The 15131-nt window shown below is 35.0% G+C and carries 11 protein-coding genes; 7 read left to right on the top strand and 4 right to left on the bottom strand.

All coding sequences use genetic code 11. The features are described from left to right. Positions 1-66 precede the first annotated feature (66 nt). The 3 genes from OLM54_RS06865 to OLM54_RS06855 are packed head-to-tail and all read right to left on the bottom strand — an operon-like array spanning position 67 to position 2956. Positions 67-1119 (bottom strand): type III polyketide synthase, encoded by a 1053-nt coding sequence (locus OLM54_RS06865; protein WP_264537848.1) that lies wholly within the window; start codon positions 1117-1119, stop codon positions 67-69. Further along, positions 1116-1829, bottom strand: a complete 714-nt coding sequence (locus tag OLM54_RS06860) for a methyltransferase domain-containing protein (RefSeq protein ID WP_264537847.1) — start codon at positions 1827-1829, stop codon at positions 1116-1118. Before OLM54_RS06860 ends, OLM54_RS06865 begins: the two co-directional genes overlap by 4 nt. Next, positions 1826-2956, bottom strand: a complete 1131-nt coding sequence (locus tag OLM54_RS06855) for an NAD(P)/FAD-dependent oxidoreductase (RefSeq protein ID WP_264537846.1) — start codon at positions 2954-2956, stop codon at positions 1826-1828. Before OLM54_RS06855 ends, OLM54_RS06860 begins: the two co-directional genes overlap by 4 nt. Before the next feature lie 484 nt (positions 2957-3440). Here OLM54_RS06855 and OLM54_RS06850 point away from each other — a divergent pair, with 484 nt between their 5' ends. Beyond that, positions 3441-5303, top strand: a complete 1863-nt coding sequence (locus OLM54_RS06850) for a T9SS type A sorting domain-containing protein (protein WP_264537845.1) — start codon at positions 3441-3443, stop codon at positions 5301-5303. A gap of 79 nt (positions 5304-5382) precedes the next feature. Continuing rightward, the gene (locus OLM54_RS06845) at positions 5383-6021 is read left to right on the top strand and encodes a carbohydrate-binding family 9-like protein (RefSeq protein ID WP_264537844.1); all 639 of its coding nucleotides are present in this window, start codon (positions 5383-5385) and stop codon (positions 6019-6021) included. Between the two features lie 379 nt (positions 6022-6400). On the opposite strand, the gene OLM54_RS06840 is transcribed toward OLM54_RS06845, so the two are convergent. Then, the gene (locus OLM54_RS06840) at positions 6401-7441 is read right to left on the bottom strand and encodes a substrate-binding domain-containing protein (protein WP_264537843.1); all 1041 of its coding nucleotides are present in this window, start codon (positions 7439-7441) and stop codon (positions 6401-6403) included. Between the two features lie 318 nt (positions 7442-7759). Between OLM54_RS06840 and OLM54_RS06835 the strand changes: the two genes are divergently transcribed. From OLM54_RS06835 to nagB, 5 genes are all read left to right on the top strand, one after another. Next, positions 7760-8668, top strand: a complete 909-nt coding sequence (locus OLM54_RS06835) for a sugar phosphate nucleotidyltransferase (protein WP_264537842.1) — start codon at positions 7760-7762, stop codon at positions 8666-8668. A gap of 1 nt (position 8669) precedes the next feature. Beyond that, positions 8670-9773, top strand: a complete 1104-nt coding sequence (locus OLM54_RS06830; RefSeq protein ID WP_264537841.1) for a phosphotransferase enzyme family protein — start codon at positions 8670-8672, stop codon at positions 9771-9773. 5 nt (positions 9774-9778) lie between these two features. Beyond that, positions 9779-10702: an SDR family NAD(P)-dependent oxidoreductase gene (locus tag OLM54_RS06825; protein ID WP_264537840.1), complete on the top strand. Its 924-nt coding sequence runs from the start codon at positions 9779-9781 to the stop codon at positions 10700-10702. 575 nt (positions 10703-11277) lie between these two features. Next, positions 11278-12651 (top strand): sugar MFS transporter, encoded by a 1374-nt coding sequence (locus tag OLM54_RS06820; protein WP_264537839.1) that lies wholly within the window; start codon positions 11278-11280, stop codon positions 12649-12651. A 512-nt stretch (positions 12652-13163) separates the two neighbouring features. Beyond that, complete coding sequence (gene nagB, locus OLM54_RS06815; protein ID WP_264537838.1) at positions 13164-15092, top strand: glucosamine-6-phosphate deaminase; 1929 nt, start codon at positions 13164-13166, stop codon at positions 15090-15092. The last annotated feature ends 39 nt before the right edge of the window (positions 15093-15131 follow it).

The following is a 15131-nucleotide window of genomic DNA, read 5'->3' as shown; positions in this document are numbered from 1 at the left end:
AATTTGTTTTTTTATAACACGTTGTGTATATTATTTTAACACATAGAAACATAGATTTTCTAATATTTACCATTGCAATAAAACGCGCTGTGCCGAAAATCCGGGACCAAAACTAAGCATTAGACCTTTTTCTCCGGCCTTCGGTTTCGCATCCATAATACGCTCTAAAACATACAATACTGTTGCACTCGACATATTACCGTATTGTTTGAGCACTTCTTTAGTATCGTCAATATTTTTTCCTAATCCTGCAAAAAGCGATTCTACGGTTGTCACTATTTTTTTGCCGCCGGGATGAAATATCATGTGATCGAGATCTTTAATTTCCAGATTATTCTTTTTAAGAAACGGATGAATAATATCGCCAAAATGCGAAGCAATAGTATCCGGAACTTCAATATCCAAAACCATTTGCAAACCGCCATTCGTAAGTTTAAAACCCATCATATGTTCTGCATCATAAAAGTGATACATTTCTTCATTTACTATTTCAGGACCATAATCGTCATTGTACGATGATAATAGACAACACGCGGCTCCGTCACCAAAAATCGCTGCACTCACAATATTTGGCATCGAAAAATCATCAAGCTGAAATGTTGCAGTTGGCGATTCGACCGCAATTACAGCAGCACGTTTATTGGGATTCGCTTTCAGGAAATTCTTGGCATAAATAATCCCCGAAATACCCGCAGCGCAACCCATTTCTGTAACAGGCAAACGTACGATATCCTGTTTTAATTTCATTTTATTAATAAGATACGCATCCAGCGACGGAATCATAATTCCGGTGCAGCTTACCGTAATAATATAATCAAGTGTTTGCGGTTCCCAGCCGGCTTTTGCCAATGCTTTTTCCAAAACCTGTTCGCCTAAAATAATAACTTCACGGCTGTAAATATCATTTTTCTCTTCAAAAGATGATGCGGTAAAAACTTCAACCGGATCCATTATCGAATACCGTTTGTCTACAGCTGCACCTTCAAAAATCTTTTTTACCTTTTTTATAAAACGTTCGTCCTGTCCGTCAAGCCATACATCTAAAAACGGAAGTATATCGGCTGTTGTTCTGGAATATTGCGGTAGTTGTTTTGCAACAGTTACTATTTTTACACTCATATTTTGCTTATTATCCATTGGTATCTAAAAGCCCATTTCCAGTTTATGGAATAGTTTTTTAAATGTAGTTTTTGGGAGAATTCCTCCAGTTCATTTCTTTTAAAACCTCTTAAAATAGAAATCAAACCATCTTCACGCGACATTTTTTTTAAGCCAAATACAACACAAATTAATTGAAAAAGCCTGTAAGCCAATTTGCTTCGGTGCAAATCATTCACGACAATGCCAATAGCTGCATTGTTATTAAAGGTAGTAATTATATTTAATATTTGCTCATTCGAAAAATGATGAAGCGTCAGTGTACACAAAAGAATATCGTATTTTAAGTCAGCAAAATTTTCACTAAAAATATCAACACATATATATTCGATATTAGAATATTCACTCGATAATTTTTTGGCGTAATTTATCGTAAAAGCATTTGCATCAACGCCAATTAATTTAAAATTGATATTGTTTTTTTCACCGTAATCTGATAACATACGCAACATGTCTCCGTTGCCACAACCAATATCCGCAATGATTATTGTTTTAGAAACTGCTGCTTTTTTTAATAACCTTTTTGTTCCGTTAAGCGTTAGATTATTGCCTCCAAGCAATTGATTAATACGTGCAATTTGATCAAGCGCTGCGAGTAATTCGTCGCTCTGAAGCAAAAAATCGTCCATTATCTCCGCTTCCTGGGTTCTGTATTTAGTGTTTATAGTCATTTTTTTATAGCAATTGGATTGCCGTGAGTTTGTTTAATAATTCCGGAAAGCAGGGCAGGCAGCGACGCTACAATGCCTGTGAAAGTGTTTGTAATGGTTTTATTTGTTAAGGTTCTGGCCAGAATTCTTCCCATTAACAATCGTTTTCCAAAATTATGCTGCCATTCTTTGGTGTATTTTTTCTCTAGGAATTCGCGTGATTCGATTGTACCGTTATGATAATCCAATATCAATTCTGATGCAATTTTTGCGCTGTGTATGGCCATCGCCATTCCATTGCCGCACATGGGGTGAATAAGTCCTGCCGTATCGCCAATCATTAAAATATGATTTTCGACAGGCTGTTTTTTATCAAAAGAGATTTGGCTAATCGTGATCGGTTTATCAAAAACAGGTTTATTATTTTCAAAAACTGTTTTTAGATGCTTGTTTTTATAAAGAACATTTTGCTGATATTCTTCTATGTTCTTGTATTTTTTAAATGTTGCATAATCAGCCAGATAGCAAATGTTTATAATATTGCTTTCTACTTTAGATACGCCGCAATAACCGCCATTAAAATTATGCAAAGCCACAACATCATCAGGAAAATCTCCCGTATAATGTGCTTTTACAGCCAGCCAGGGTGATTTTTTAGTGATAAAATTTCGGGATAAAACCTGATCTATATTAGAGCGTTTGCCAAATGCGCCTAAAACAATTTTTGCTGATAAAATTTGATTGGGAGTTGTAACCGTAAATTCATCATTGCTGAAAGCAACATCATTAACCGTTTCATTTAGAATTGTACAGCCGTTCGCAACTGCTTTTTGATATAAAAAATGATCAAGAGTATATCGGCTTATGCCAAAACCGCCCAATGGAAGTTTTGTTTTTGCCGTTTTACCATTTTGTGTCGAAAACTCAAATTTAGAAATATTGGTGGGTTGTAATTGCAAAACATCTGCGCCAAGCCAGAGTAGGTAAGGCAGAATTTCATTCGAAATATATTCACCACACACTTTATGACGCGGATATTCGGATTTTTCTATAAGGATTACCTTCATTCCTTTTTTTGAAAGATGTATTGCTGCCGTCAAACCGGCAAGACCACCTCCAATAATTAGTACATCAGGTTTTGTTTGCATGTAACCAAATTAGCGATAAAATCTCAGATACAATTATATATAAAGTGAAAAAAGTTCTAATATTTCGAGTTACATAATACTTTTTTTATTTTCTTAGAGCTTAAAATTTACGTGGTGTTTTTATACTACTTTACTTATATGTGTTCAAGCACATTTGTGATTATCTATATTTCGCTGTTTTTTATATAAGAATAATATTATAATTTTTTAAGAAACGCAATATTTTTTGTGTTCGAACACATTTTTTTGGTTTTTCTATTGTTAATTAAAATACATTATTTACATTCGTCTGAAATAAGCTACTTTATATTTTGTTTTTTCACAATAGTATTAGTTTTTAAATCAACAATTTAACATTAAATAGCATAATGTTTTATTTTGATTTAGAAGTGTAAAATCGCAATCTCAGCTTATTCCTCATTCCGAAATATTGCAATATTTAATCATAAATTTTTTTTAATTGTTAACCCAAAATCTCAAAATTATGAAAATCAAAAAAATTACATTTATTATTTTATTTTGCTTTGTCCAGGGATTTTCCCAGACGTATGTTTCCACCACAGGAAATGATGTAACCGGTACAGGTACAGCGGCTTTACCATTTAAAACTATTGTAAAAGGCGTTCAGGCTGCACCGTCAGGCGGAACTGTTTTGGTTTTGTCAGGAACATATCCGGTAACGGGACCTATTTTTGTTGGCAAACCGCTTACCATTCAAAAAAGTGGTTCGGGAGCAGTAATTGTCAACGCATCCGGCTGGACAAGTACAGATACTTATGTATTAGGAATCGTAAATACAAGCAGCGTTACGATCGACGGTTTGACAATTTCTAACAAGATTGGAAATGGAAGTAAAGGAATCTGGATTTTAGCCAATTCCGGTGCAACGGCCAATTTAAACAACATTACAGTCAAAAATTGTATTGTTAAAAACATTGGATGGATCAGTAATAATCTGTCGTCAATTCCTGCAAATAGCGGTATTGTTGCCAACGCTATCAAAGTCGACGGAGGAAACGGAACGTACGCTATTACCAACGTAAAAATTGATAATAACGAGGTAAACAACTGTGCCACAGGCTGGGGAGAAGCTGTAACGGTTACCGGAAATGTAAATGGTTTTTCGGTTTCAGGAAATACCGTTTATGATATTGCGAATATCGGAATTGTTGCCGCAGGAAATTATACATCAACCGGAGCTGCGAGTAATAATCAGGCGAGAAATGGTGTAATTGCCTCAAACGAAGTTTTTGATTGTATGAGTGCCGTTGCCAATAGTGCCGGTATTTATGTTGATGGCGCTTTGAATTGTACCGTAGAAAGAAATGAAGTTTATAATTGCGGTGTTGGAATTGCCGTAGGATCTGAGCAAAATACAGCAACCGGAAACGGAGGTCAGTCTACGGGACATATTGTAAATAACAATTCAGTTTACAACAACGTGGTTACCGGAGCAATTTTTGGCGGTGTTATAGGAAGCGGTTATACAACAAGCGTTGGAAATACCAAAATTTTCAATAATACTTTCTACAAAAACAGAACCGGAGCAGTTATCAATGGCGTTACAACTATTGCCGGAGTTGCCGTAGGAACTGTTGCTGACATTTATGGGGGAGAAGTTCATCTTCAAAACAGTTCAGGAATTACCTTTAAAAATAATATTCTGTATGCTACAAATGGCAAAAAAGCGCTTTTGGCATCTTACGGATATACGGTTTCGAGTTTTGTATCCAACTATAATTTATTTTACAGAGAGGGCACAACAGATTATATCATCGATTTAACCGGAGTTAGTTTTAACGGCAGTTCTACAACAGGATCTTATAATCCGGCGCAGTTTGCAACCGCAACCGGACAAGATGTAAACTCCGTTGTAGGTTCACCGGGATTTGTAAATGCAGCAACTTTTGATTTTACTCTGGCGACAGGTGCTTTTGCAACAGACAAAGGAGATCCAACTTACAATTCGACCTATTCAGGAACATTAGATTTTGATGATGATATTCGAAAAAGAAACGGACGAATCGATATTGGATGTTCTGAATTGCAAACAGGATCGACAGCTAAAAAAGCGCCTACAGTTGATGTAGCCGAAGAAATTGCCCCAAGCTTTGCTGTTTTTCCTAATCCTGCAGCAGAAGAAATCAATATTAATTTTGGAAAAAATGTGAATGCAGCCAGTATTTCTATATTAGATTTGAGTGGAAGAGTGCTTCTTAAAAAAGAATTTAATACGGTTGATACCGTAAAAATTAATGTTTCAGATTTAAAAACAACGTCGCAATTGGTTATTCTTCAGATAAATGCAGATAATGAAATTACGAACAATAAAGTATATTTGAAATAATATTTAATTTTTGGGAGCAAAAGATATTTTTATTTTTTGCTCCCTTTTTTCTTTTTTTTAAATTGCGTACCTTTTTAGAATGAAAAATTATACTGTACATCGCATTGAGAAAAACATTTTGCAAATAAATGGTTTGGGAGATAATCCGTTTTGGAAGAAAGCAGAAATATTAACCGATTTCATTTCTCCGTGGGATTATGCAGAACCTGAAAAAATTGAATTTAAGGCTTTATGGGATCTTGAAAATATCTATTTTTCTTATACCGTTTATGATACCAATATTCATATTGACAGAAAAGATGATTCTGTAGACAGTATTGCAGAGTCGGATCGTGTTGAAATTTTCTTTCGAACAGATGAAACTCTCAATCCTTATTATTGTCTGGAAATTGATCCAACACCACGAATAATGGATTTTATTGCTTATCCCAATAAAAAATTTGACTACGACTGGAATTGGCCTAAAAATGATCTGACGGTAAAATCGCATATCAAAGAAGATCATTTTATTGTAGAAATAGCCATCAGTATTCAGTCTTTACGAAACTTCAATCTGATTAAAAACAATACAATCGAAGCCGGACTTTTCAGGGCAAAATATAAAAAACAAGACAATAATTTATTCGAACCAACTTGGATTTCATGGGTTGATCCCGATACCGAAAAACCTAATTTTCATATTTCGAGTTCGTTTGGTATTTTGACTTTGGGGATTTAATTTAAACACATAGAAACATAGATTCTGTACGCTTAAAAAGACGTTTCACTTATTTAAACAAACATAGTTATGTGTGGAAACATGTTTTTTATGCATGTGGTGATGTTTTTTCTCGCAGATTTTGCAGATTGAGCAGATTTTTTTTTGCGCGCTTTTTGTCATTTCGACCGAAGGGAGAAATCGCACAAGAAACTCCGCAATCAAAATCGTCAATCTTTGTCGAGTTACGCGTGCGATTTCTCCCTTCGCTCGAAATGACAAACTATATGGAGCGATTAAAATGATTATAATAAAATCTGCTCAATCTGCAAAATCTGCGAGAAAAAATAAACATATAAATCGGAAGCCTTTCTATGTGTTTAAAATCTAAGCCGAAAGTTTACAAAAAATAATCCTTAGCGTTTTCAGTATTGATAATATCGATAGGCAAAAGCTTTTGCGCACTAATTTCTTTTTCGAAAATAAAATGCTCAATTAAACTTGTAGTTCCTAAATAAGCTTGCCTTTTTGGATTTTGATGAATTAAAAAATCAATGGTTTTATTGTTCAGATATTCAAGATTATCTTCGAGTAAATCGTAGCCTACGAGCGCAATTTTTCGTTCAGGATTTTTGGCAATAATTTTAGCCACCTGATACGCTTTTGAAGTCGTAACAAAAAGTCCCTGAATTTGAGGATTTGATTCTAAAAATTCTTTAAGCGTCGTTTTAAATTGCGGATGTTTTACTTTGAAGGTTTTAATCTCAAATTTTCCGTTTTCTAAAGTATCAAAATAATCCCTGAAACCTTTTTCTTTTTCCTGCATGTGAATCGCATTCTCGTAATCTTCATCGATATGAACGATGGCGATTGTTCCTTTTTGAATCAACAATTCTAATAATCGAGCTGCAATTCTTCCGCTTTGAAATAAATCCTGACCTACAAAACTTTTTATAACGCTCGATTTAAGCTGATTGTTAAAGATACTGGAGATAATACCTTTAGAATTGTAGGTTTCGATAGCATCAATCGCTTCTTTATGAAACAACGGAACCAATAAAACAGCATCCGGCGACGCTTTTAAAACAGCTTTGTTGGTTTCTACAAACGATGCCGTGCTTGTGGCATCAAACAAGAAAATTTCTACTTTAACATTAAAAGATTTAAACTCTTTTTTGGCTTCATTTATTCCATCAATGCAAGGCTGCCAATACGGATCATTTTTAGAATCCGGCAGCAAAACACATATCGAATAAATTTGCGTTTTCTTTAAACTTCTTGCCATTAAATTAGGCTGATAATCAATCTTATCCAAAACCTCATTTACCCTGTCAAGAGCATCCTGAGAGACTTTTCCTCTTTTATGCAAAACACGATCTACAGTGCCTTTAGAAACACCTGCAAGTTCTGCAATATCCTTAATTGTGTAAATTTTCTCCATATAATAACAAATATATATAAAATTCAAATATCTAAAAATATTAAATTTAATGTGTTCGAAAACATTTTAATTGTGTTCGAGCACATTTTAACACTATTTTCTTTTTTTATAAAATATTAATATATATTTTAGCCGAATATTAATCATATACTTTATGATATTAACGTAAATATTGTCAGATTAATATTTATTTTTCAATTTATAAGAGAAGTTGTTAATATCTGATCGGTTTTTAATTTACTTCATATTTCGAAAAATTGAAAGACAAAAAAATGACCAAAAATTTAAAAATAATAAACCAATTAATATACTATTTAAATGAGCAAAAGTAAACCTACTCTCGTGATTTTGGCGGCAGGTATTGGAAGTCGATATGGAGGATTAAAACAGTTAGATACATTTACTCCCGAAGGAGATACAATTATGGATTTTTCTATATATGATGCATTGCAGGCAGGCTTTGGAAAATTTGTATTTATTATAAGCAAAAATATTGAGGACGAGTGTAAAGAAATTTTCAATAAAAAACTGGAAGGAAAAGCCGAAGTTGGCTATGTTTTTCAGGAAATAGATAATGTTCCTGTAAAATATCAAAATCCGGAGAGAAAAAAACCCTGGGGAACCGGACATGCTTTATTGATGGCGAAAGATGAAGTAACCGAAAATTTTGCCATTATAAATGCCGATGATTTTTACGGAAAAGAAGCTTTTGAAATCATGGCAAAAGCCTTGACAGATATGGATAAAGAATCGTATCATTTTAATATGATGGCATATTTGCTTAAAAACACCGTCTCAGATCATGGTTTTGTATCAAGAGGAGAATGTCAGGTTGACGCCAATAATTATCTTACAGATGTAACCGAACGTACGCATATCGAAAAAATAAACGGCAAATTAATGCGTAAAGACGATAACGGTGATTTTATTCCGATAGATGAAAATACGATCGTTTCTATGAATTTTTGGGGATTTACACCAAAATGTTTTGAGTTTGGAGGCGCACTTTTTGAAGAATTCCTCAAAGAAAACGAACACGATTTAAAAGCCGAATTTTTTATTACATCCGTTGTAAACGAAATCCTGAAATCAGAAAACGCATCGCTCGAAGTACTTCAGTCAAATGCAAAATGGTTTGGCGTTACCTACAAAGAAGACAAAGAAATTGTAAAAAAAGAAATTGAAAAATTAAGAGCCCAAAAAGTTTATCCAACTAATCTCTGGTAATATGGTAGCAGAACATTTAAAATTTATATTCGACCAGTTCGACCATATAGAAGTTTTTAAAAATTTTGAAGAATTGGCGTCAGGTCATATCAACGACACCTATTTAATAACAACTGATAGCCGTAAACAGTTTATTTTACAGCGCATTAATGATGGCGTTTTTAAAGACGTTCCGGGGCTTATTGCCAATAAAGTAAGTGTAAGCAAACATTTGCTTAAAAAATTAAAACATTTATCTGAAGAAGAACTCAAACGAAGGGTTTTAACTTTTATCGGAACCAAAAAAGGAATTTTTTATTATCATGATAAAGAAGGAAATTTCTGGAATATGATGGTTTATATTGAAGGAAGCCTGACTTTTGAAACCGTTAATAATGAGGAAATTGCGTATGAAGGCGGAAAATTATTTGGTGAATTTCTAAATCTTACCAGTGATTTTGACGCCAGAAAACTAACAGAAGTAATTCCGAATTTTCATAATATGATTTTTCGTTACGCACAGTTTGACAGGGCTTTAAAAGAAGCTTCGGAACAGCGAATTGAACAGGCAAAAAAATGCATTGATCTGGTTCATGAACTTAAAGAAGAAATGCATGTTTTACAAAATTTAAAAGATGCCCAAAAAATAAAACTAAGAGTAACGCATAACGATACCAAAATTTCCAACGCACTTTTTGACGCTAATAAAAAAGGACTTTGCGTGATTGATACTGACACTGTTATGCCCGGAATTGTTCACTATGATTTTGGAGACGCCATTCGAACCATTTGCAATACAGCGGCAGAAGATGAAAAAAACCTAGAGCTTGTAAATTTCAATCTTCAGTATTATAAAGCGTATGTAAAAGGTTTTCTCGAAAAAACCAATTCATCACTTTCATTATTAGAGATAAAATACCTTCCGCTTGGCGCAAAAACAATGGTATTTATTATGGCATTACGTTTTTTGACCGATTTTTTAAACGACGATGTGTATTACAAAACAGAATATCCGGAACATAATCTGGATCGTTCTAAAAATCAGTTTAAGTTAATTGAAAGCCTTTCAGAACAATTTGATGAAATGCAGGACTATAATTTGAATTTCATTGGGTCACTAAAATAAAAAGAATGAAAAAATATGTAATTACCGGCGGTGCAGGTTTTATAGGAAGCCACATTGCCGAACATTTATCAAAAGAAGGACATAAAGTTACGATACTTGATAGCCTTAGAACGGGATTTGAGCACAACTTAAACGGACTGAATGTTGATTTTGTAAAAGGCGATATTCGTGACGAAGATTTAGTTAACGAATTAGTAAGCGGAGCAGCAGGAATTTTTCATCTCGCAGCTTTGGTAAGCGTTCCCGAATCGCTTTTGAAAATCAGGGAATGCATTGAAATCAATACCATTGGAACCATAAATATTCTTGAAGCCGCAAAAAACAATTCAAATTGTAAAGTGGTACTTTCAACATCTGCAGCAAATTATGGAAATAATCCTGTTTTGCCAAAAGTAGAAACGATGTTTCCGGAACCAATGACGCCGTATGCGATTACAAAACTTGACGGAGAATATTATTTAAAAATGTATCTCGATCAATATCAGGTTCCTACAGCTTCTTTGCGTTATTTTAATGTCTTTGGTCCACGCCAAAATCCGGAATCTGCTTATGCGGCGGCTGTGCCTATTTTTATCAATAAAGCACTTCAAAATGAACCCATTACAATTTATGGAGACGGATTGCAAACCAGAGATTTTATTTATGTAAAAGATGTCGTGAAAGCGAATATTCTGGCTTCTCAAAAAGGAACTGAAACGTATAATGTGGCGCTGGGACACAGCACTTCGGTTTTAGAACTGGCTGAAAAAATCATAAAAATTACCAACTCAAAATCACAGATAAAATTCCTCGAAGAAAGACCCGGCGATATCAAACATTCGAAAGCCAATCCTGAAAAATTCAACCAATTAGGTTTCAAACCGGAATACACAATAGATAAAGCCTTAGAAGAAACTATCGTTTTTTACGATCAGGAATTAGTGAAGTAAGTTTCTCACACATAGTCCCGAAGCGTCGGGATTTGTTTAAACAAGTGAAACGCCTTTTTTGAAGTTGCAAGAGCTATGTTTCTATGTGTTGAAAAAAACAACGCCACAGATTAAAAGATTAAAAATGATTAGAAAAAAATCTGCCAAATCTGCTAAATCTGCGTGAAAAAATATTTAACACATAGAAACATAGGATTTATAGATTGTAAAAAGAATATAAAAAGAAACAAGTTTCTCACACATAGTCCCGAAGCGTCGGGATTTGTTTAAACAAGTGAAACGCCTTTTTTTAATTTGCAAGAGCTATGTTTCTATGTGTTGAAAAAAACAACGCCACAGATTAAAAGATTAAAATGATTAGAAAAAAATCTGCCAAATCTGCTAAATCTGCGTGAAAAAATATTTAACACATAGAAAGGTTTCGACTTCGTTCAGCCAGACAATCCGGTTTCTCACAGATAGCTATGATTGTTTAAATAAGTGAAACGCCTTTTTTAAGCTAAAAAAATCTATGTTTCTATGTGTTAAAAAATAAATTAAACCAAACCCAATAATTAATCCAAACCAAAAAAAACATGTCAGAAATCGATATTACTTTAAAGAAAGAACAAAGCAGTACTTTGATTCCAATGGTTATTTTAACGTCCTTATTTTTTATTTTTGGATTCGTAACCTGGCTAAACGGACCACTAATTCCGTTTTTTAAATTAGCTTGTGAACTAACCGAATCACAATCATATTTTGTGACATTTGCGTTTTATATTGCTTATTTCGTAATGGCAATTCCGTCTTCATTTTTAATAGAAAAAGTAGGCTACAAAAACGGAATTTCATTGGGATTATTGATTATTGCGGTTGGCGCTTTATTGTTTTATCCCGCTGCCGAAGCACGAACTTTTGTGCTTTTCCTGATTGCTTTATTTGTAATGGGAACAGGTTTGGCAGTTTTGCAAACCGCTGCAAATCCGTATGTTGTTGTAATTGGTCCGCGCGAAAGCGCCGCAGCAAGAATCAGCGTTTTAGGAATCGCCAATAAACTGGCAGGATTTCTCGCGCCGTTACTTTTAACGTCATTAGTATTGTCAAATATTGGAGATTATTCTGCAGATAAAATTGCTGTAATGACTTCTGCTCAAAAAGAAAATGCACTCGATTTATTGGCATTGCAATTACAAACGCCATACATATACATGGCGGGAATTATGTTGGTATTGGCGGTTTTGGTAAAATTTTCTCCGCTTCCGGAAATCAATTTAGACAATGAAGGACAAGTAGAACATTTAAGCATTTTCAAACAAATAAACGAAGCTTTCAAGCATCCGCAATTGGTTTTCGGCGTCATTACTTTAATGGTTTACATCGCTGCCGAAGTTTTGGCGGGAGATTCTATTGGAGGTTTCGGAAAACAATTGGGCGTTTATGGAGAAAATGGATCGTTTTATCTAAAACTAACTTCGTTTACAATGACCGCAATGGTTGTGGGTTATATTTTAGGAATCACACTTATTCCTAAATATGTTTCGCAGGTTTTTGCATTAAAAGCGTCCGGTTTTTTAGGCGTTATTTTGGTTTCATTAATCGTATTGCTTTCTCCAAAAATTATGATTCAGTTGCCTGGAATCCCACAATTGCCTTTGATTGTTCTTTTAGTCGCCCTTTTAGGATTGGCAAATGCGCTTTGCTGGCCGGCGATTTGGCCAATGGCACTTCAGGATTTAGGCGGATTTACAAAAATTGGAGGCGCAATCCTGATTATGGGAATTATTGGCGGTGCCGTTTTTCCGCTATTTTATGGTTTTTTGGCAGACAATATCAATACCGCAAACATTGCAGCCGGAACCGCAGCAACATCAAAAAGCGGAAATCAATTAGCCTATTCGATACTATTGCCGGCTTATTTTATGATTCTCTTTTTTGCTTTTAAAGGGCATAAATATAGGAGTTGGTAAGGTTTCAGGTTTTAAGTTTCAAGTTTCAGGTTTTAGCAACTTTAGTTGAAGTTTCAAGTTGTAAACCCAAAGTTTGTCATTTCGACTGAAAGGAGAAATCACACTAGAAACTCTACAAAGATTGGCGATTTTGTTTGCGGAGTTACGCGTGTGATCCTTCCTCCGTCAGGATGGCAAAACTGGGCTAAATATAATATTTTATTTAACATCACAATTAAGCACTCAAATCCCGTATTTGAAAGTGTTCAGGCTCAACTTATGCTTTTTATAAAAAAAAATAAATCAGTAAAATGAAGTTTAACTAAGTATTTTAACACATAGAAACATAGGTTTAAATGTATATAAAAAGAATACCAAAGAAACAAGTTTCCACACAGAGTTATGTTTGTTTAAATAAGTGAAACGCCTTTTTTCAGATAACAAAATCTATGTTTCTATGTGTTAAAATTAATTACATCAAGACACACATCAGTATTAAAATTAATGAAAAACATAATAAAATATATTTCAAAATGATAAAAAGTAATATAGACAAAGCAACGGGATTCGAGAAGCGATTCGAAAACATCAATACGGTTGTTTTTGAAAATTCGTCTGACGCTTCAAAAGCTGTTGCTCAGGAAATTGCCGCTTTAATTCAGTTAAAACAAAAAGAGAACAAACCTTGTGTTTTAGGTTTGGCAACGGGTTCTTCGCCAAAAGGTTTGTATGCCGAATTGGTGCGTCTGCATAAGGAAGAAGGGTTGAGTTTTAAAAACGTAATCAGTTTTAATCTGGATGAATATTATCCAATGCAGCCCAACTCGATCAACAGTTATGTTCGTTTTATGAAGGAACTTTTGTTTGATCACGTTGATATTTTACCTGAAAATGCGCATGTTCCCGACGGACTTTTAACCAAAGAACAAATCGCGGATTATTGCCATGATTATGAAACAAAAATCGAAGCTTTGGGCGGAATCGATCTGCAGATTCTGGGAATTGGAGGAAACGGACATATCGGTTTTAATGAATCGGGCTCGCTGCAAAACTCAAAAACACGATTGGTCGCTTTAGATCATATTACAAGAGTGGCAGCAAGCAAAGATTTCTTTGGACTGAGCAATACACCAAGAACCGCAATCACCCTTGGAGTAAAAAAAATCATGGAAGCCAAACAGGTTATTTTACTCGCTTGGGGAGAAGGAAAAGCCAATATTGTAAAAAAATCGGTAGAAGATGAAGTCACCAATCGCGTGCCCGCTTCGTTTTTACAGGAACACAATAATGCTGTTTTTATTTTGGATAAAGAAGCATCTTCAAAACTAACGAGAATCAATAAACCGTGGCTGGTAGAAAAAGTAATCTGGACAGACAAACTAAGCCGTAAAGCGGTTTTAGGATTGGCGCTTCAGCTTAAAAAACCAATTTTAATGCTGACAGATGCCGATTATATCGAACACGGAATGAGCGATTTACTGGCAGATTCAGGCCCGGCGTACGACATTAACATCAAAATATTCAATAAACTGCAAAACACTATTACGGGCTGGCCGGGCGGAAAACCAAATGCAGAGGATTCCAACAGACCCGAAAGAGCTGAACCTGCCAAGAAACGTGTATTGATTTTTAGTCCGCATCCTGATGATGATATTATCAGTATGGGCGGCACTTTTATGCGTTTGCAGGAACAGGGACACGAAGTTCATGTTGCGTATCAAACCTCCGGAAACATCGCTGTTGCGGATGATGAAGCACTAAGATTCGCAAGATTTGTAATTGATTACAACGAGAAATTCGGAATAAAAAGTGAAGAAGCGGATAACATTTACCAAAAAGCACAAACGTTTTTAGAGAATAAAAAGAACAGTGAAATTGATATTCCCGAAGTGCGTTACATCAAGGGCTTAATCAGAAAAGGCGAGGCGAGGGCAACGAGTCATTTTGTCGGATTGAGTGATGATCAGATTCATTTTATGGAACTGCCTTTTTATGAAACCGGAACCATCGAGAAAAAACCAATCGGGCAGGAAGATATTCAACTGACGATGGATTTAATAGAAAAAATAAAACCACATCAAATCTATGCTGCAGGAGATTTGGCAGATCCGCACGGAACACACAAAGTTTGTCTGGACGCTATTTTTGAAGCTGTAAAAGCATTAAAATCAAAGCCTTTTATGGATGACTGCTGGCTTTGGCTGTATCGTGGTGCATGGCAGGAATGGGGAATTGACGAGGTTGAAATGGCGGTACCAATGAGTCCGGATCAGGTTTTGGCAAAACGCCACGGAATCTTCAAACACCAATCTCAAAAAGACGGCGTTGTTTTTCAGGGAATTGATGCAAGGGAATTTTGGCAAAGAGCCGAAGACCGAAATGCAGAAACGGCAGTTGTTTATCAACAAATGGGATTAGCGAGTTACGCGGCTATGGAGGCTTTTGTGAGATGGCACTTTTAAGTCGCAGTTTACAGTTTACAGTTTACAGTTTTCAGTCGC

The sequence above is a fragment of the Flavobacterium sp. N1736 genome (assembly GCF_025947065.1).
Taxonomy (GTDB): domain Bacteria; phylum Bacteroidota; class Bacteroidia; order Flavobacteriales; family Flavobacteriaceae; genus Flavobacterium.
The sequence above is the reverse complement of the archived record's forward strand: the minus strand, read 5'-3'. Positions and strand labels throughout refer to the sequence as shown.